The sequence below is a fragment of the Nonomuraea sp. NPDC003709 genome (assembly GCF_040610775.1).
In the GTDB taxonomy this organism is placed as follows: Bacteria; Actinomycetota; Actinomycetes; order Streptosporangiales; family Streptosporangiaceae; genus Nonomuraea; species Nonomuraea angiospora_A.
The window spans coordinates 1-17,682 of record NZ_JBEXMW010000033.1 but is presented as its reverse complement, the minus strand read 5'-3'; the positions used below and the strand labels follow the sequence as shown (position 1 = coordinate 17,682).

Annotated in this window: 12 protein-coding genes; 7 read left to right on the top strand and 5 right to left on the bottom strand. The window is 70.2% G+C overall.

What is annotated here, in order from left to right; translation table 11 throughout:
• Positions 1 to 6 precede the first annotated feature (6 nt).
• Entirely contained in the window at positions 7 to 1,488 is a 1,482-nt protein-coding gene (locus ABZX61_RS56800) for an extracellular solute-binding protein (RefSeq protein ID WP_355209293.1), read from the bottom strand.
• A gap of 184 nt (positions 1,489 to 1,672) precedes the next feature.
• Here ABZX61_RS56800 and ABZX61_RS56795 point away from each other — a divergent pair, with 184 nt between their 5' ends.
• Positions 1,673 to 2,683, top strand: a complete 1,011-nt coding sequence (locus ABZX61_RS56795) for a LacI family DNA-binding transcriptional regulator (RefSeq protein ID WP_355209290.1) — start codon at positions 1,673 to 1,675, stop codon at positions 2,681 to 2,683.
• Here the strand turns inward: ABZX61_RS56795 and ABZX61_RS56790 are convergent.
• Both ABZX61_RS56790 and ABZX61_RS56785 read right to left on the bottom strand, forming a co-directional pair.
• Positions 2,680 to 4,140 (bottom strand): sulfatase-like hydrolase/transferase, encoded by a 1,461-nt coding sequence (locus tag ABZX61_RS56790; RefSeq protein WP_355209287.1) that lies wholly within the window; start codon positions 4,138 to 4,140, stop codon positions 2,680 to 2,682. The two genes, ABZX61_RS56795 and ABZX61_RS56790, sit on opposite strands and share 4 nt — an antisense overlap.
• 17 nt (positions 4,141 to 4,157) lie before the next feature.
• A complete protein-coding gene (locus ABZX61_RS56785; protein WP_355209284.1) occupies positions 4,158 to 5,624 on the bottom strand; it encodes an extracellular solute-binding protein in 1,467 nt (488 codons plus the stop codon).
• 145 nt (positions 5,625 to 5,769) lie between these two features.
• Between ABZX61_RS56785 and ABZX61_RS56780 the strand changes: the two genes are divergently transcribed.
• Genes ABZX61_RS56780 through ABZX61_RS56760 form a run of 5 tightly spaced genes read left to right on the top strand, consistent with a single transcriptional unit; the run spans position 5,770 to position 14,473 of the window.
• Positions 5,770 to 6,822 carry a LacI family DNA-binding transcriptional regulator gene (locus tag ABZX61_RS56780; protein WP_355209281.1) on the top strand — a complete coding sequence of 351 codons (1,053 nt, stop codon included), beginning with the start codon at positions 5,770 to 5,772 and terminating at the stop codon, positions 6,820 to 6,822.
• On the top strand, positions 6,819 to 7,745 hold the full coding sequence (locus ABZX61_RS56775) for a sugar ABC transporter permease (RefSeq protein WP_355209278.1): 927 nt from the start codon (positions 6,819 to 6,821) through the stop codon (positions 7,743 to 7,745). Before ABZX61_RS56780 ends, ABZX61_RS56775 begins: the two co-directional genes overlap by 4 nt.
• Entirely contained in the window at positions 7,742 to 8,620 is an 879-nt protein-coding gene (locus tag ABZX61_RS56770) for a carbohydrate ABC transporter permease (protein ID WP_355209275.1), read from the top strand. Before ABZX61_RS56775 ends, ABZX61_RS56770 begins: the two co-directional genes overlap by 4 nt.
• A gap of 22 nt (positions 8,621 to 8,642) precedes the next feature.
• A complete protein-coding gene (locus ABZX61_RS56765) occupies positions 8,643 to 10,457 on the top strand; it encodes a sugar-binding domain-containing protein (protein ID WP_355209271.1) in 1,815 nt (604 codons plus the stop codon).
• The gene (locus ABZX61_RS56760) at positions 10,451 to 14,473 is read left to right on the top strand and encodes a glycoside hydrolase family 2 TIM barrel-domain containing protein (RefSeq protein WP_355209268.1); all 4,023 of its coding nucleotides are present in this window, start codon (positions 10,451 to 10,453) and stop codon (positions 14,471 to 14,473) included. Before ABZX61_RS56765 ends, ABZX61_RS56760 begins: the two co-directional genes overlap by 7 nt.
• A 330-nt stretch (positions 14,474 to 14,803) precedes the next feature.
• On the opposite strand, the gene ABZX61_RS56755 is transcribed toward ABZX61_RS56760, so the two are convergent.
• Positions 14,804 to 15,877, bottom strand: a complete 1,074-nt coding sequence (locus tag ABZX61_RS56755) for a glycoside hydrolase family 43 protein (RefSeq protein WP_355209265.1) — start codon at positions 15,875 to 15,877, stop codon at positions 14,804 to 14,806.
• A gap of 55 nt (positions 15,878 to 15,932) precedes the next feature.
• Positions 15,933 to 16,517 carry a hypothetical protein gene (locus ABZX61_RS56750; RefSeq protein ID WP_355209262.1) on the bottom strand — a complete coding sequence of 195 codons (585 nt, stop codon included), beginning with the start codon at positions 16,515 to 16,517 and terminating at the stop codon, positions 15,933 to 15,935.
• A 333-nt stretch (positions 16,518 to 16,850) separates the two neighbouring features.
• Between ABZX61_RS56750 and ABZX61_RS56745 the strand changes: the two genes are divergently transcribed.
• Positions 16,851 to 17,177 (top strand): hypothetical protein, encoded by a 327-nt coding sequence (locus tag ABZX61_RS56745; protein ID WP_355209259.1) that lies wholly within the window; start codon positions 16,851 to 16,853, stop codon positions 17,175 to 17,177.
• Positions 17,178 to 17,682: the final 505 nt, after the last annotated feature.

Sequence of the window (17,682 nt, the reverse complement as noted above, 5' to 3'; positions counted from 1 at the left end):
TCATGGCTACTGGTACATCTCCGCCGTGTAGTCCTTGCCCGGCTGCCAATTCGGGAACTTCCAGTCGTCCAGGCTCACCTTCACGCCCTTCCCGGACACGACCCGCGTGGCGCGCTCCCGCTCGGCGGCGAGCTTTCCGGTGTATTCGCGCAACGTCTTCCGGATGTCGGTGACCTCGCCGGTGAGGATGCCCTGAGCGAGCTCGCCGAGCGTGGGCCTCGGCTCCTTCATCTCGCTCATCACCTGCGCGACGGCGGAGTTGCGGGCGATGGGGCTGGGCGCGAGCCGTACGGTCCGGCCGAACAGCTCGACCGCGCGCTTGTACGACGGATGCACGTCCGCCGTCGACACGGCCTCCAGGTCGAGGGGCACCTGGTCCATGAACGCGGCGAGCCCCTTGTAGAACTCGGGGCCGGTGAACCGGGCGAGCAGGTCCGAGGCCGTCTCCACGTGCTTGGACTGACTGGACACGAACAACTGGCCCGAGGCGGGAGCACCGTAGAGGACGGGCTTGCCGTCCGGCGACGGAATGGGGCCGATCCCGACCTTGTCGATGAACTGCTTGAACTGCCCGTTGACGACGCCGATGTTCCACGGTCCGTCGAAGAACATGCCCGCGACCCCTGTCGCCCACCTGGCCCGCGCGGTCCTGGCGTCGAGCGAGGTCGACGCGGGGAACACGACCTTGTCGCGGACCAGGGACAGCAGGAACTCCAACGCCTGGACGAACGGCTCGCCCGCGTAGGCGTATTCGCCGGTCCGCGGGTCCACCAGGCCCATCGCGTTCGCCCCCTGAGCCATGGCGAGCGGGGCGCCGGCGGACATCGCCAGCTCGATCACGTGGGTCTGCAGCCGCTCGTGGAACTGCAGGCCCTGGATCCACCCGTACGCCCGGCCGCCGCCGTCCTTGGTGATCCGCGCGGCGAGAGAGCGGAACGCGTCCCAGGTCGCCGGGCCGTTGTCCGGGTCGCCACCGGCCTTCTCGACCAGCTCGCGGTTGAACCAGTTGAGCGTGGCGTACTGCCGATGGCTGAAGATGGGGAAGGTGTAGAGCTTGCCGTCGAAGACGTGCAGCCCCTCCAGCAGGCTGTCGGCGGGAAGCTTCGCGCGGAACGCGTCCTGTCCCGCCAGCGGCGAGAACCAGCCGCCCGCGACCAGAGCCGCCTCGGACGATCCGAGGCCGGCGATCGAGTGGACGTCGGCGATCTGGTTGCTCTTGAACGCGAGCTGCAGCGCCTGGCCCATCTCGTTCGGGTTGAACACCTCGTGCTCCACCCGGACGCCTGGCTTGGCCTTGCCGTACTCGGCGAAGATGCGCTCGTTCAGCGGCTTCAGCGGCTGGAAGTGATCCCACCAGCGGATCACGCCGCCGCCGGCCGCCGTGGCGGCCTCCTGCCGCGAGGTACGGGTGCACCCGGCGACGCCGAGGGCGCCCGCGAGAGCGGCGCCGGACAGCCCGAGAAATCGTCGACGGCCGAACGTCGTCATGGAGGTCCTCTCCTTCTCGCCGGAACTGAGGGGTCCAGATCCCAAGGCGAACGTTCGCCTATGCTGTGCCACCCCAAGTGACTCCGTCAACCCCTGTAAGCGACGGCGTTGAAGAGCTGGTCGCCGCCTGGCAGAATTCGGCGGTAGGGTCAGTGCGAACGTTCGCCTACCGGAGGTAACCGCCGTGGCCAGTGTCTCGCTCAGGGACGTCGCCGCGCGCGCCAACGTGAGCTTCCAGACGGTGAGCAAAGTGCTCAACGGCAAGGGCACCGTCACGCCGGCCACCCGGCGACGCATCATCGAGGCGGCCGAAGAGATCGGCTACATCCCCAACGCGCTGGCCCGGAGCCTGCAGTCACGCAGCTCCCTGACCCTCGGAGTGATCACCGTCGACTTCAGCAACACGACGCCCGCGCAGTTCCTCGTCGGCATCGAGCGCGAAGCACGGCAGCACGGCCTCAGCGTGATCCTCAGCAGCCTCGAGCCGGACGGCTCGGACTGCGTGCGTTATCTGCGCGTGCTGATGGAGCGCCGGGTCGACGGGATCATCATGAACGCCCCGGCGACCGAGGAGGACGAGGAGGTCGGGCGATTGCTGCGGGCCGGGCCTCCCTCCGTCAGCCTGCACGACATCGCCGGCGGCGGTGTCCCGACCGTCGGCCCCGAGTCCGAGAGCACCGCGGAGCTCCCGATCCGCCACCTGCTCGCGCTCGGCCATCGCCGGATCGCCATGGTGACCGGCTTCCGGCAGCGTCACAGCGCGCAGCGGCGCACCGCCGTCTACCGGCGGGTGCTGGCCGACCACGGCCTGCCCTACGATCCCCTCCTCGTCGAGGACGGCGCATGGGAGGTCGAGGGCGGGTACGCCGCCACCCACCGGTTGCTCGACCGGGCCTCCGGCATCACCGCGATCTACGTGCAGAACGACCTCATGGCGGTCGGCGTGCTCAACGCGCTGCACGAGCGAGGGCTTCGAGTCCCTGATGACTGCTCGGTCGTCGGCTGTGACGACCATCCGGTCGCCGCCCGGACCATTCCGCCGCTGACGACCGTCCACATGCCGTTCTTCGACGCCGGAGCGGCCGCCGTCCGCCTCCTCCTTGATCGCATCGCGTCCGGAGGCACCTCGCCGGAGGATGTCGTGCTCCCCGTGTCCATGGTCTACCGCGCCTCCACCGCCTCCGCGCCGGCCTAGTGCCAGTTGTGTGACGCGCGTTTGAGGGTGTAGACCGCCTCCGGCAGGTCGTCCCGGACGCGGATCATCCAGCGGGCGAGATCGGTGGTGAGGGCGGCGCAGATCTCGGCGAGCGCGGGATCGTCGTACCGGTTGTCCAGCTCCGCGGGGTCGGCGTCCAGGTCGTAGAGCTCGCCGGCGCCGCGCTCGTCCAGGAGCAGCTTCCACTGCTCGCGCCGGAGCATCACCGTCGTGCCGGACTGGGTGACGGTGTTGAGCTCGTCGAAGGTCCGGCCCTCGTACGGGAAGTGCAACGGCGGGCGCTCGTCGACGTCGTAGGACAGCCCGCCGAACCCGCGTTCGCCGTATCCGCTGGCGAACTCCTCGGCCGGATACGGAGCCCCGGTGAGCAGGGGCCACAGGCTACGGCCCTGGACGCCGGGCGGGATCTCGACGTCGATCGCGTCGCAGACCGTCGGGAACAGATCGGCGAGCGAGACGAAGTCGGTGCGGTTGTCCATGGCCCGCACGCCCGGCCCGGCGACGGCGAACGGGATGCGCATCAGGCACTCGGGCATGCCCGCGCCCTTGCGCTGCAGCCCGTAGTCTCCGACGTAGTCGCCGTGGTCGGCGACGAAGAGCACCAGCGTGTCGGCGTCCCGCCCGCGTTCGCGCAGGTGCGCGAAGAACCGTTGAAGCTGGTCGTCGATCAGCCGGAGCATGCCGCAGTAGTTGGCGCGGTAGCGCCGCCACTCGGCGTCGTACCCGGGCCGCTTCTCCTCGATCAGCTTGCGCAGCCAGGTGTAGGTGCCGCCCTTGCGCGCGGCGCCCTCGGGCCCGGCCAGCCGGTCGGGCACCTGGTCCGGCCCGAAGAGGCTGAAGTACGGCTCCGGGACCTGGTACGGATTGTGCGGTTCCGGGAACGACAGCCAGGCGAAGAACGGCCGGTCGCCGGGCGTCCGGTCGATCGCGCTGATCGCGTCGGAGACGATCCGGTGCGGGAACTGGCACTCCAGCGGGAACGGTGTCGGCTCGTGGCTGACCGAGTGGTCGAGCGCGCCGAGCCACTGCTCGAACCGCGCCTGGTCGGCGGTCGCCGCGCCGGCCGGGCCGCGGTTGTGCCAGTACGGTGCGGCGAAGGTGTCGAAGTCGCCGGGCTGGCGGTGGAAGTGCGTCTTGCCTGCCAGGTGCAGCGCGTAGCCGGCGTCGCGGAGCACGTCCACCAGGTCGGGGCCGCGCAGCACGTGCTGCGCGGCGCTGTTCTGCCGGACCCGGTGCGCGGACGGGTACCGTCCGGTGAGCAGGCTGACCCGGGCCGGCACGCACAGCGGGGACGTGGTGTGCGCCCGCTGGAACCGCGTGCCGTCGCCCATCAGCCCGTCGAGGAAGGGCATGGTGTCCAGGGCGAAGCCGCTCGCGGCGGTCCAGCCGGCACGCTGCTGGTCGGTCATGATCAGCACGATGTTCGGTCGGTTCACGGGATGAGCCCCCATCGCTAGCGCTCGGCGTACATGGGCTTGAGGTAGTCCGCCCGCGGCTTCCAGTTGGGGAAGGCGTAGTCGTCCAGGCCGACCTTCGCGCCCTTGCCCTTGGCCGCCGCGATCGCCGCGTCCCGTTCCTTGGCGCTGTCGCTGGACAGCTTGGTCAGCGCCGCGCGGACGTCGGTGACGTCGCCGCTGAACGCGCCCTGGACGATGTCCCCGAGGGTGGGGGTGACCGGCTTGGACTCGATCTGCACCCGCTGGACGTCCTTGTTCCCGGCGACCGGAGTGGGGGCGAGATAGACGCTCTCCTTGAACCAGGAGATCAGCTTCTTGTAGGCGGGGTGCGCTTGGGACTGTTCGACGACGGCGATGTCGCGGGGTGGCTGCGACATGGTCTCGGCGACCCGGCGCGAGTAGTCCTCCGTGGTGAAGTAGTCGCCGAGCAGTTTGTTCGCCGCCGCGGCGTGCTTGCTTCCGGGCGACAGCCAGTATTCGCCGGGCTGCGGCACATGGTAGGTGGCCACGGTGTCGCCCGCGTTGGGCACCAGGATCGGCCCCACGCCGAGCTTGTCCGCGAAGTCGGGCGTGCTCTGCAGCGCCACGCCGGGGCACCACGGGCCGTCGAAGTAGTACGCCGCCACCCCGGCGGTCCACCGGGCGCGCGCCACGTCGTCGGTCCAGGAGTTCGCCCCCGGCACCAGCAGCTTGTCCCGGCTCAGCGACACCAGGAACTCGATCACGTCGAGGTATTCGTCGGCGTGGAAGGCGTACTCGCCGGTGGCGTACCGCAGGCCGAGGCCGCCCTCGAACCCGGCCGCCTGCGCCAGGTCGTGGACCTGCTCGCCCAGCCGCTGCGGCATGCCGACGTTCCACACCCAGCCGTACGACTTGCCGCCGCTCTTGCTCTGCACCGTCCGGGCCGCGGCCCGGAACTCGTCGTAGGTCCTGGGCGGGGCCTGCGGGTCCAGCCCGGCACGCGCGACCAGCTCCGTGTTGAACCACGACGCCGCGACGTAGACCTGGTGGCTGAAGACGGGAAACGCGTAGATCTTGCCGTCGAAGACGTGCAGGCCCTCGATGAGCGAGTCCTTGATCCGGGCCTTCGCCTCGTCGCCGAGGTCCAGCGGCTGCGCCCACCCGGCGGCGATGAGCGCCGCGGGCGGCACGTTGTTGAGGCCGGCGTTGGAGTGGACGTCCGGCAGCTGGTTGCTCTGTTTGGCCAGTTGCAGCGCCTGGCCCATCTTCGCGGGGTTGTAGTACGTGTACTGGACGGGGACGCCGCCGGCGCTCTTGGCGAACGTGGCGAAGATGTCCGCCTTCGCCTTCTGCAGCTGGTTCTGGTGGTCCCACCAGGTCAGCGACCCGCCCGCGGCACCGCCGCCGCCACCGCCTCCGCCGCCACCGCACGCGCCGGTCGCCGCCACGGCGGCCAGGGTGCCTGCTGCGGAGAGGAATCCCCGCCGAGTCATCGCGGTCATCGGTCCTGCCTTCCACCGGCGGCTGTGAACGTCGCGTAAAAATGTTGCCGCGCGGCAAATTCATTCTTGCCACGCGGCATGCCGCGCGGCAAGACTCTTGTATGAACTCAATGTCATCGGCTTCCCCTGGAGGATGTGAACGACTGTGGTAACACAGCGTGACGTTGCGCGGCTGGCCGGAGTCTCCGTACGGACCGTCTCCAACGTCGTGAACAACTTCGCCTACGTGTCGGAGGAGACCCGCGCCCAGGTCCAGCGCGCCCTGGACGAACTCGACTACCGGCCCAACGTCGCGGCGCGCAGCCTGAACCGGGGGCGGTCGAACCTGCTGGCCCTCGTGCTGCCGCTGGACGTGCCGTACTTCACCGAACTGGCCGCCCACGTGGTGGATCGGGCCGAGGAGCGCGGGTACACGGTGCTCATCGACCGCACCGAGGGGGTGGCCGAACGGGAGCGGCAGATCGTCATGCGGCGGGACCGGTCGGCCCTCTTCGACGGGTTCATCTTCAGCCCGCTCGGCCTGACCGAGGACGAGCTGCGTAGCTGGGCCGGCAACTGCCCGACGGTGATGCTGGGCGAGATGCGGGTGGAGGGCATGGACCACGTCGCCATCGACGACACCGCCGCGGCGCGCAGTGCCACCGCGCACCTGATCTCGCTGGGCCGCACCCGGATCGCCGCCATCGGCGTGCCCCACCTGCCGCGCTCGGAGACCGCCGCGGCGCGGAGGCAGACCTCGGCGCACCGGACCGACGGGTACGAGCAGGGGCTGGCCGAGGCGGGGCTGCCGCTCCGGCCCGAGCTCACCGTACGGGTGCGGCGCTACCAGCGCGAAGACGGCCGGCGCGCGATGGACCAGCTGCTCGATCTGGCGGAGCCGCCGGACGCGGTGTTCTGCTACAACGACCTGCTCGCCATCGGGGCGGTGCGGGCGGTGGTGTCCCGGGGGCTGCGGGTGCCCGAGGACGTCGCCGTCGTCGGGTTCGACGGCATCGAGGAGGGCCGGTTCGCCAATCCGGCGCTCACCACCATCGCGCCCGACAAGAAGCGGATCGCCGAGCTCGCCGTGACCCGCCTGCTGGCGCGCGTCGAGGGAGACCAGGGCCCGCCCGTCCATCTGGAGGCGCCCTGGCGGCTGGTGGTCGACCAGAGCACCACCGGCGGCACCGGGCAGAGCGCTCCGGAGACGCGCGGATGACGGTCGCACTCCCCGCCGCGTCGGGAACGCGACCGCGCGGCACCGCGTACGTCTGGCTGTTCCTGGCCCCGACCGTGCTGCTGTACGGCGCCTTCACCGTCTACCCGATCATCGGCAGCTACGCGTACTCGCTCACCGACTGGAACGGGTTCGACACGGGCCGGACGTTCATCGGCGTGGCCAACTACCGCGAGGTCCTCGCCGACCCGATGTTCTGGAGCTCGTTCCGGCTGACGCTGACGTTCATGGTCTGCGCGGTGCCGCTCCAGGTGCTGGTCACCCTGCTGGTCGCGATCCTGCTCAACTCGCCCCGCATGCCGCTGCGCAAGCTGTTCCGCACCGCGCTGTTCCTGCCGGTGGTCACCACCACGGCGATCGTCGGCGTCGTCATGCAGTTCGTCTTCGACCCGGCCAGCGGCCCGGTGAACCTCGCGTTACGCGAGGCCGGCCTGGTGACGGACGGCATCGACTTCCTCGGCCAGTCGTCGACGGCGCTGGGCACGACGATCGCCGTGTACGTGTGGAAGTGGTTCGGGATCACCCTGGTTTACTGGCTGGCCGCGTTGCAGACGGTGCCGAACGAGGTGTACGAGGCGGCACGCCTCGACGGCGCCGGCGCGCCCGCCATCCTGCGGCACATCACCCTGCCCCTGCTCAAGCCCTTCCTGGTCATCATCACGCTGCTGTCGATCGAGGCGTCGTTGCAGGTCTTCGACCTCGTCCTGACCATGACCGGCGGCGGCCCGTTCTACTCGACCGAGGTGATCGAGGTCTACATCTACCGGTGGGCCTTCGCCGCCACCATCCCCAGGCTCGGGTACGCCTCCGCGGCCGCCGTCCTGTTCGGCCTGTTCGTCTGCCTCGTCGGCATCCTGCAGCTGCTCGCGGTTCGCGCCGCCCGGCGGACCAGGAGGGCGGCATGAGCACGGTCGCGCAGACGCGCCCCCGCCCGCGACGGACCTGGAGCGCGACGCTGCGCCGGCTGCCCTGGTGGCTGGCCGCCGCCGCACTCGCCATCGGCTGCCTGCTGTGGATCTACCCGTTCCTGTGGATGGTCTCCGCGTCGCTGAAGACGTCGGCGGAGGTGTTCACCCAAGGGCTCGGCCTGCTGCCCGACAACCCGGCATGGGAGAACTACGAGCGCGCGTGGAGCAGCGCGCAGTTCGGGAAGTACCTGCTCAACACCGTGATCGTCACGGTGAGCACGGTCGTGGTGGTGCTCGTCCGGTGCGCCATGGCCGGCTACGTCCTGGCCCGCCACGACTTCCGTGGGCGCCGGATCGTCATGGGCGTCCTGGTCGCCACGCTGTTCGTCCCGGCCGGATACACCATCATCCCGCTGGTCGACCTCTCCCAGCAGCTCGGGCTGCTGAACTCGCTGACGGGCATGATCGTGGCGATGTCGGGGGCCGCGAACGTGTCGGCGATCCTGCTCTACGCCGGATACTTCCGCGGCATCCCCAAGGAACTGTCCGAAAGCGCGCTCATCGACGGCGCCGGGTTCCTGACCGTCTTCTTCCGCATCATGCTGCCGCTGGCCAAGCCGGTGACGGCCACGGTCACCGTGCTCACCTTCCTGAACACCTGGAACGCGTTCTTCCTGCCGCTGGTCTTCACGTTCTCCCGGCCCGACCTGCGCACCGTCAGCGTCGGCATGCTGGCGTTCGTCGGCGAGAACACCACCGACTGGTCCGGCATGGCCGCCGCGGCGACGATCTCGCTGCTGCCCGTGGTCGCGCTGTTCGTCGTCCTGCAGCGGTACTTCGTCGAGGGCATCGCCGGTGCCGTCAAATCCTGAATCCCCGGAGAAAGCGAGTCTTGTGAACACCGTCATTCCCCGTCCCGAGTACCCGCGTCCGCAGTTCGTCCGCCCCGCATGGCGGTGCCTCAACGGAACCTGGCAGTTCGAGAGGGACCCCGGCGACTCCGGGTTGGAGCGGGGCCTGCTCGACCGGGATCTGACCGGCGAGATCGTCGTGCCGTTCTGCCCGGAGGCGTCGCTGTCCGGCATCGGCGATCCGGACTTCCATCCGGCCGTCTGGTACCGCCGTACCGTCCGGGTGCCGCAGGACTGGGCCGGACAGCGGGTGCTGCTGCACTTCCAGGCGGTGGACCACGACACCACGGTGTGGGTGGACGGCGTCGAGGCCTGCCGGCACCGGGGCGGTTTCACCCCGTTCACCTGCGATCTGACCGCGGCGGCCGATCCGGCGCACACGTACACCGTGGTCGTGCGCGCCCGCGACGCCCGCTCCGGCCCGCAGGCGCGCGGCAAGCAGACCACCGACTACGAGGGGCGCGGCGCGCACTACGGGCGCACCACCGGCATCTGGCAGACGGTGTGGTGCGAGCCCGTGCCCGGCACGCACCTCGGCCGGCCGCGGATCACGCCGAACGTCGCGGCCTCCGCGTTCCGCGTCACCGTGCCGGTGTCGGGCGACCGCTCCGGGCACGCCGTCAGGGTGACCGTGTCGGACCAGGCCGGCGACCTCGCGCAGGCGCAGGCTCGCGCCGACCGCGACCTGGCCGCCGAAGTCTGGCTGCCGCTGCCGGAGGACCGGGTACGGCTGTGGTCCCCCGAGGACCCGCACCTGTACGACCTGCGCATCGACCTGCTCGACGGCGACGGCGCCGTGGTCGACACCGCCACCAGCTACGCCGGGCTCCGCTCGGTCGCCATCGACGGGCACGCCGTCCTGCTCAACGGCGAGGTGCGCTACCAGCGGCTCGTGCTCGACCAGGGCTACTACCCCGACGGCCTGATGACCGCGCCCACGGACGAGGCCCTGCGCCGCGACATCGAGCTGGCTGTGGCCGCGGGGTTCAACGGCGCGCGGCTGCACCAGAAGGTGTTCGAGGAGCGGTATCTGTACCACGCCGACCGGGCGGGTTTCCTGGTCTGGGGCGAGTTCGGGGACTGGGGGGCCAACGTCGGCGGGCCGCCCGGCGACAACCAGCAGCCGACCGCGTCGTTCGTGACCCAGTGGCTGGAGGCGGTCGAGCGCGACTACTCCCACCCGAGCATCGTCGGCTGGTGCCCGCTCAACGAGACCTGGCAGCGGCTGCACGACCGGATCACCGTGCTCGACGACGTCACCCGGGGCATGTACCTGGCCACGAAGGCGGCCGACCCCACCCGCCCGGTGATCGACGCGTCCGGCTACGCGCACCGGGTCCCCGGCGCCGACGTCTACGACTCGCACTGCTACGAGCAGGATCCCGAGGTGTTCGGCAAGCTGATGGCGGGGCTGGCCGACGGGACGCCGTACGTCAACGCCGATCCCGACGGCACGGCGTGGTCGGTGCCCTACCAGGGGCAGCCGTACTTCTGCAGCGAGTTCGGCGGCATCTGGTGGAATCCGGACGCGCGTCCCGATGAGAGCTCCTGGGGATACGGCGAGCGCCCCGCCGGCGAGGAGGAGCTCCAGCAGCGGTTTGCCGGCCTGGTCGGGGTCCTGCTGAACGACCCTCGGATGTTCGGCTACTGCTACACGCAGCTCACCGACGTCTTCCAGGAACAGAACGGGATCTATCGCTTCGACCGCTCCAGCAAGCTGGACGTCTCGCGGATCCGCGCGGCACAGCTACGTCCGGCCGCCATCGAGCAGGCGCGATCTGAGGCCGAGGGATGTTAACCATCCTGAAGAAGCGGCGGGCGTTCGCCGTCGGGCTGGTCACCGTCTTGACGCTGCTGTCCCCGGCCGCCCTCACCCCCGCCGCCGCTTTCGCCGTCGCCCCCGTGCAGGGTGGGACGATCGAGGTACGAGGCCGGGTGGTGGACGCCCGTGACGGCATGCCGATCGCAGGGGCCGGCGTGCACGCCTCGAGGTCCGGGGTCTACGCGACGACCGCGATCGACGGCACCTTCACGCTGGCCGGCGTGCCCGACAGCAGCGCCCTCGTGGTCGCGGCCAAGGAGGGCTACGCCTTCGCATCGACGGCCGTGGGAAGTTCGCTCACCCTCAAGCTCAAGCCTGACGAGCCGGCCAGGACGGAGTACCCGCGCCCGGACGCCGATCGGCGCCCGTTCACCGGCGACGCGTGGCTGTCGCTCAACGGCACCTGGTCGTTCGACTTCGACCCCGGCGACGTGGGCGAGCGTGAGCGGTGGTTCGACCCGGGTCACCCGCTGGGCAAGGCGATCCGGGTGCCGTTCGGCTACCAGTCGCTCGCCGCCTGGGGCGAGGAGGAACTGGCGACCAAGGAGATCTTCCGCAGCGCCTTCTCCGGCTACCGCGGGACGGTCTGGTACCGGCGCTCGTTCACCGTGCCCAAGGGTTTCTCCGGGCAGGTGCGGCTGCGCATCGGGGCCGCCGACTGGGGCGCGGCGGTCTGGCTCGACGGCAGGCCGGTGCTGCCCTACACCGGGAACGGCTACACCGAGATCAGCGCCGGGCTGGGCGCACTGGCTCCGGGCTCGACCCACACGGTGACGATCCGGGTGGTCGCGCCACCGACGACGCCCGAATCGCCGTACCCCATGGGCAAGCAGACGGGCGTGCCCGACGGGGAGAACACCGGCTGGTTCACCGACGTCGGCGGCATCTGGCAGTCGGTGTGGATCGAGCCGTACACCGACGCCCGGCTCGTCCAGACGCGGGTGACCCCGGAGCTGACCTTCGAGGGGGACGCGCGCGGCCCGTCCGCGGCGGCCGCGAGGATCGACGTCACCGCCGTCGGCGCGCGAACCGCCACGGTGAAGATCAAGGACCCCGGCGGAAAGGTCGCCGGCGCCGTCACCGTATCCCTGAGCGACGGCAAGGGCTCGGCGCGGATCCCGATCGAGCGCCCGCGCCTGTGGGAGCCGGACGATCCGGCCCTGTACACCGCCGACATCCGGCTGGGCGACGACGACGGCATCCGGACCACCTTCGGGATGCGCACGATCGACCGCCAATGGGCGCCCGGCCACACCGGCGAATACCAGTACATCCATCTCAACAACCGGCCGGTCTACCTGCGCGGCGTCCTCGACCAGGGCTACAACCCGTGGGGCCTGTACACCTACACCGGGGTCACCGCCGGCCCCGATCTGCGCACCGGGACGGAGGCCGAGCCGGGCCGCGGGTCGATCCTGCTCGACCTGAAGAACGCCAAGAAGCTCGGGTTCAACGTGATCCGGAACCACCTCAAGGTCAACGAACCGGCCTACTACCACTGGGCGGACAAGCTCGGGCTGATGATCTGGTACGACCTCCCCAACGCGGGCTGGCACTCCCTGGGAGAGGAGGCGGAGCGGCTCTTCGAGGGGTTGCTGCGCGACACGTTCCAGCGTGATCACAATCACCCGTCGATCGTGATCTGGACGATCTTCAACGAATCCTGGGGCATCAACGACGAACCGTGGCAGCAGCCGATCCCGGCGGCGGCATTCCCGTACGTGCGCAGGATGGTGCAGATCGCGCACGGCCTCGACCCGACCCGGCTGGTCGTCGACAACTCCGCCTGCTGCCAGAACGGCCACCTCGACACCGATCTCAACGACTTCCACTACTACCTGTCCACCTACGACGAGTGGAAGAGACTCCTGGACGGGTTCGACGCTCAGGTCAAGCCGGGCTCCACCTGGAACTTCAACGACGGCGCCCAGAGCGGACAGCCCTGGCTCAACTCCGAGTTCGCCATCAGGTCCGGACAGTTCCCGCACACGGCGAGCCGCTTCCGCGCCTATCCCCGGCTGAACGGCTACGTCGGCGTCCAACTGGCCGAAACCGAGCAGGAGGTCCACAGCCCGGTCACCTTCGACCGGCAGCCGAACCAGCCGGAGTTCACGGACCATAACGGCAGGTCTCGCGGCATCGAGATGTTCCAGGGCGACGACGCGATCTCCCTGATGGGCCCATCGACGCGCACCGTCGAGCGTGGAGGCGCGATCGACGTCCCGGTCAGGACCAGCCACTTCTCCGATGACGATCTCTCCCGGGCCGAGCTCCGGTGGAAGATCGGCGGATACGACGACGAGGGCCGCTGGGTCTCCGACGCCGGGGGCGGGTCGCGGCCGGTCGCCCCCTCGCGGTACGGCGTCTCCGACGCCGGCACCGTGTCGGTCACCGCACCCGCCAAGCTGCGGGCCGGGCACCTGTGGATCTGGCTCGAGGCCGGCGGCAGGACCGTCGCCGAGAACTACCTCACCTTCGACACCCCCGGCCCTGACGGCGAAGTCGGTTTCCCGGCAGGCGAGGTGACCGCGCAGGAGTGGACCGGCGGAGCCCAGGCCAGGACCACCGGCGGGTCGGACTGGGTCACCGGTTACGGCCGTGGCTACTTCGAGTACAAGGTCCAGGTGCCGGAGGAGGTACGCACGGCCCGGGCGCGCGGGGCGACCCTGGTGGCGGAGATCGCGGCCGCCCAGGCACGCGGCTGGTACGACCCCAACAACGTGACCAGCGCGCGCCGCTCCCCCGCCCGCCTCACCGTGTCCGTCAACGGCAGTTCGCTGCCGATGATCGAGTTGCCCGACGATCCCCACGGTCCGACGGCGCTGGCCGGTCGATCACGCGGCTCGATCGCGGGGGACTTCGGCAACCGCTACGGCTATCGCGTCGCGATCCCGATCACCACGCGGCAACTCGGCGACGCCGACACCGTCACCCTGCGCTTCGCCTCCGACGGCGGCGGGCTGTCGATCTTCGGCGCCCGCTCGGGCCGCCACGGCACACCGCCCACGCTGGTCAGCGGTCGTGTCTCCGTGCCCGACGAGCGTCCACGATTCCGGGCCGTCGACTCCCGGCTCTCGGTGTACCAGGCTCCGGCCGCGATCTCTCCCGGATCCGGCGCCGGGACGACGATCGTCTCGGTGGTCAACGACACCGCCAGGACGGCGAGGAACGTCCGAGTGCGGCTGTCAGCCCCGAAGGGCTGGACCGCGACCGCCGCCGAGTCTGATGTGATCAGCTCACTGAAGCCCGGCGAAGCCCGTCATGTCGCGTTCACCGTACGGTCCGAATCGGCCGTGTCTACCGGCGGGACCGCGGACTTCACCGCCACCGCGAGCTGGGGTGAGCACGCGATCCAGACGATCAGCAGATCGACGGTCGACTTCGCCCCCGAGGCCTACCCCGAGGTCGGCGTGGACGACACCTTCGACACCGACTCCAGCGCCGGCTACACGCTCCACAAGCCGTCGGCGAGCGAGGCGTTGCCGCAGCTGACCTTCGGCGCGGGCACCCTGCGGGCGCAGGGGCCGGGCGCCTACTACGGGCTGGTCGCCCATGGCTCCGGGCCGAAGGGCTCCCGGGCGGTGGTGATCGTCGACCACGGCAACTGGGCCGGCACGGGGAAGGGGCAGGACGCCCTGTTCAACGGGCTGGTCAAGGACGAGCGCAACTACGTCATGGCCTGGACTGGGATCAAGGGCCAGCACGGCATCGACATCAGGATCGACGGCAAGCTCACCAGCGCCTGCTGCGCCACGGGGCCCCTGGAGCCCGCCGATCGCTGGGCGTTCGTCCTCGACGGCAACGCGATCAGCACGTGGGTCGACCGCGGGCGCGGCTGGGGCTGGTCCCAGATCATGACGAGCACGACCCAGGGCCGCGTCGACTTCACCCAGCCCGGTGCGCTGAACGGCTGGCACTACGCCGCGGGCCTGCGCGGCAACGCCGGAACCCAGGCGATCAGCCGCCTCGAAGGCCGCAGCGCCTCCGGCTGAGGAGGGGAATCGTGATCGGGCCGCGCCCGTGGCGGTCCGGTGCGGCGACTCCGGCTGAGGAGGGGACCGGTGATCCTGATCGTCACCGGCCCGCTCCCGTCGCGGTCCGGTACAGCACCGCGACCGCCCCGTTGGCCGTCCGGTACGGCCCGGACAACTCGATGGGGTACTGGCCGGTAGCTCCACAACACCGGCACGGCCGGAGAGGTCCCGGCGCGCTCGGCGAGGCGCCCCCGTACGGGAGTCACCGTTCCACACCGGCATCGGCTCGGACGCGACGAACCAGTCGAGGCGCTCACCATGGACGGCAGATCAGGCGTCGTACGTGCGTCATTCGAAGAACTTGAGGCTGTACCCGACGTTGGTGTTGGCGCCGGGCACGTTCGCCCGCCGGTAGGTGGTATTGCTCCACCACACAGCCGTGCCGGTGTACCAGTACCGGTTGGACCACGAGTACGGCGTGCCCTTGGCAACCGCGTGGTACATGGTCGGGAACCGGTTGCCGGACGGCGGGCTGGTGGCGATGTCCCCGCGCTCCAGCACGAACGTGTGGTGACCCGGGCCGTCCACGTGCAGCGTCGGGGTCCAGCCCGCCATCATGTACTCCGCGTACGAGCCGAACAGGCAACCATTGCTCTTGTACCAGTCCCACACGTTTGTCGGGTCACCACCGGAGCGCAGCCGCAGATCGGCGAGGCAGTACTTGCTGCTCCAACTGCCGTTCGCCGAGTACACGATGTGCAACTGCCCGTTCGGGTCGAGGATCGGCTCGGGGCCCTCGTTGATGAACGGGTTGCCGACGACCCGCTCCCACGGCTCCCGCGGCTGGGAGATGATGTACCGGCCGCCGGTGGTCGTGGTCGGGCTGCTCATCCGGGCGAGGTAGAGGTTCTGCTCGACGTTGGTGTCGCCCGCCCAGCCGGACCACACGAACCAGCGCTGGCCGTTGAAGGTGAACGGCACGCCGTCGATGGCCCACTTGTCGCCGGGCAGGGCGACCTTCGTCGCGGCGGAATAACCGGAATCGGCGGTGGCGGAGCTGATGTGGTACATCCGGTGGGCGGCGCCGCGGCCCGCCGCGAAGTAGATGTGGTAGCGGCCGTCGTGGTGCACGATCTCGGGAGCCCACACCTCACCGAGGTTGCCGGTGTCCATCCACACCTGACGCGGGGACGCGGCGGCGATGCCCTCGAGAGTGGTCGCCGTCCGTACAGCGACGCCGCCGTTCACCGACTTGGCCGCGACGTAGAGATTGCCGACCTTGATGACGCTGGGGTCGGCGCCACCCAGCGTGGTGCGGCCGAGAGGCACGGGCTGATCGGCGTTGGCGGGGGAGGCGGGGATGCCGCCGACGGGGGTCAGGGCGAGGGCGATGACCACGAGTCGAAGAGCATGTCTTTTCATAAGGCTCTTTCTACCTGCGAGCCGTCCGGAATTTAAAGTAAAGTTTATTAATAGATTAGCCGCTCATTCGAGCGGCTCGCCGGAATGGCGCGACGACAGGCACGCACGGTGTCGGCGCCGGCTTCGGAGACCGGGTCTGTCCGGAAGTGCACCTGCCGAAAATTACCTCCATACAGGTCACGCGGCATGTGAGTGCTCGTGGAGGACTCCGCCGAGCCGGTCTCGTCGGCGTATGTCCGTGGTGTGCGACGACGTCGTGCAGCTCCCGGGCGATGCGCACCCGCTCGCGGGTCACCGCCCGGCGGGCGGCCGCGTCCCGTTCCGCGGCCAACTGCTCGGCCAGCGCCAGCAGCGGGCCGATGCTGTTGAGCCCCGGGTGGTGGCCCAGCAGATGGTAGAGCAGCGCAGCCGACGTCGAGACGACCAGGACCGTGAACGGCGCCCGCCTGCGCAGCGCAAGGGGCGCGTTCACCAGCGCGGTCAGCGCCAGCGACTGCGCATCGGCCGGGCGCCCCTTGCCCAGCTCCGGCACCTCCCACAACGAGGTGCCGACGCCCAGCGCGACCGCCAGGGCGACGTCGAGCAACCGCGGGTCCAGAGCGGAAAGCCGACGGGCGAACGACGCGGGCCTGCCGGACAAACCCTCACCCCCGCACCCGCGTCATGGTCCGCCTCCAGGAAGGGAACGGCGCTTCTACGCGGCCCGGCCGCGGGGGCCGCCGCAACAGACGCGTGCCGTCACGGGCAAGCGCAGGCAGCGACCGCCGCGAGGGCGGGTAGCGGGCAGGCGGGGAACGAACGCCGGCGCGTCCTGCCCGGCCTCGCCGTCCTGCGCCGCGGCCGCCGGCGACGTCGTGACCACGTAGATCCGGTTCCGAGGTCCGGAGGGGCCTGAACGAATCCTCAACATGGACTCAACACAGCCGCACCTACCTTCCTCTCATCAGCTACAACACTCGAGAGGAAGACGACGATGACCATCAAGCTTCGTAAGTCGCTCACCGCCCTGGCCATCGGTGGCGCGGCCTCCATCGCCATGCTGGCGGCCGCCCCGACCGGTGCCGTCGCCGACACTGCCAAGGCACAGGGCAACACCCCCGCCTGCGTCGCCATCTGGCAGAAGAGCGGCTGGGTCAACAAGACCGGCTACGCGCGCAACGACTGCGGCGTCCGGATGCGTTACCGCATCGACTGGTCGTACGGGGCCGACGGCCGCTGCTTCACCGTCGACCCCGGCCAGACCATCTCCAGCACCGTGCCCAAGGCGCCGCGCAGGTTCAACGGCGCCAGCTACTGCTAGACGTTGCGGCGGTACTGACCGCCCGCCTCGAAAGCGAGCGCGATCGGGCCGCCAGGGTGTCATGCCGAGGTGTGCTTGATCGCTGTGATTGTGGGACGGGATCCGGCGGCAGCGGTTTCGCGTACGCGCGATGCATCTGTCCACGGACACCTCGAGGAAATCGCGGGGCGCTGCCTGACGGGCGGCGGCCGGGACCGGCCGGAGAGCCGCACGCCCAGGTCGGCCGATCCGCCAGGCAGCGCCCCGCGCCCGCGAGCCGAGCCCGTTCAACCCACGCGACTGCTGGAGATCCACCCGGCCCGCCGCAAGTGATCGTCCTGTTTCGCGGTTCGCTGTAGCTTCGGGAGCTCCAGGCCGGTCCGGGAAGCCCCCGATCGAGCAGAATGGCGGACTTGATGGTTCCTCTCACTTCTTCCGACCCGCACCGCCTGGGACGGTACTGGCTGGTCGGCCGTCTCGGCGCGGGCGGCCAGGGCGTCGTCTACGAGGCGTACGGCGAGTCGGG

What these genes read in the sequence shown, in the direction of transcription:
- ABZX61_RS56760 (WP_355209268.1), top strand. Translation starts at nt 10,451, where the DNA reads ATGTTAACCATCCTGAAGAAGCGGCGGGCGTTCGCCGTCGGGCTGGTC.
- ABZX61_RS56775 (WP_355209278.1), top strand. Translation starts at nt 6,819, where the DNA reads ATGACGGTCGCACTCCCCGCCGCGTCGGGAACGCGACCGCGCGGCACC.
- ABZX61_RS56745 (WP_355209259.1), top strand. Translation starts at nt 16,851, where the DNA reads ATGACCATCAAGCTTCGTAAGTCGCTCACCGCCCTGGCCATCGGTGGC.
- ABZX61_RS56800 (WP_355209293.1), bottom strand. Translation starts at nt 1,488, where the DNA reads ATGACGACGTTCGGCCGTCGACGATTTCTCGGGCTGTCCGGCGCCGCT.
- ABZX61_RS56755 (WP_355209265.1), bottom strand. Translation starts at nt 15,877, where the DNA reads ATGAAAAGACATGCTCTTCGACTCGTGGTCATCGCCCTCGCCCTGACC.
- ABZX61_RS56770 (WP_355209275.1), top strand. Translation starts at nt 7,742, where the DNA reads ATGAGCACGGTCGCGCAGACGCGCCCCCGCCCGCGACGGACCTGGAGC.
- ABZX61_RS56785 (WP_355209284.1), bottom strand. Translation starts at nt 5,624, where the DNA reads ATGACCGCGATGACTCGGCGGGGATTCCTCTCCGCAGCAGGCACCCTG.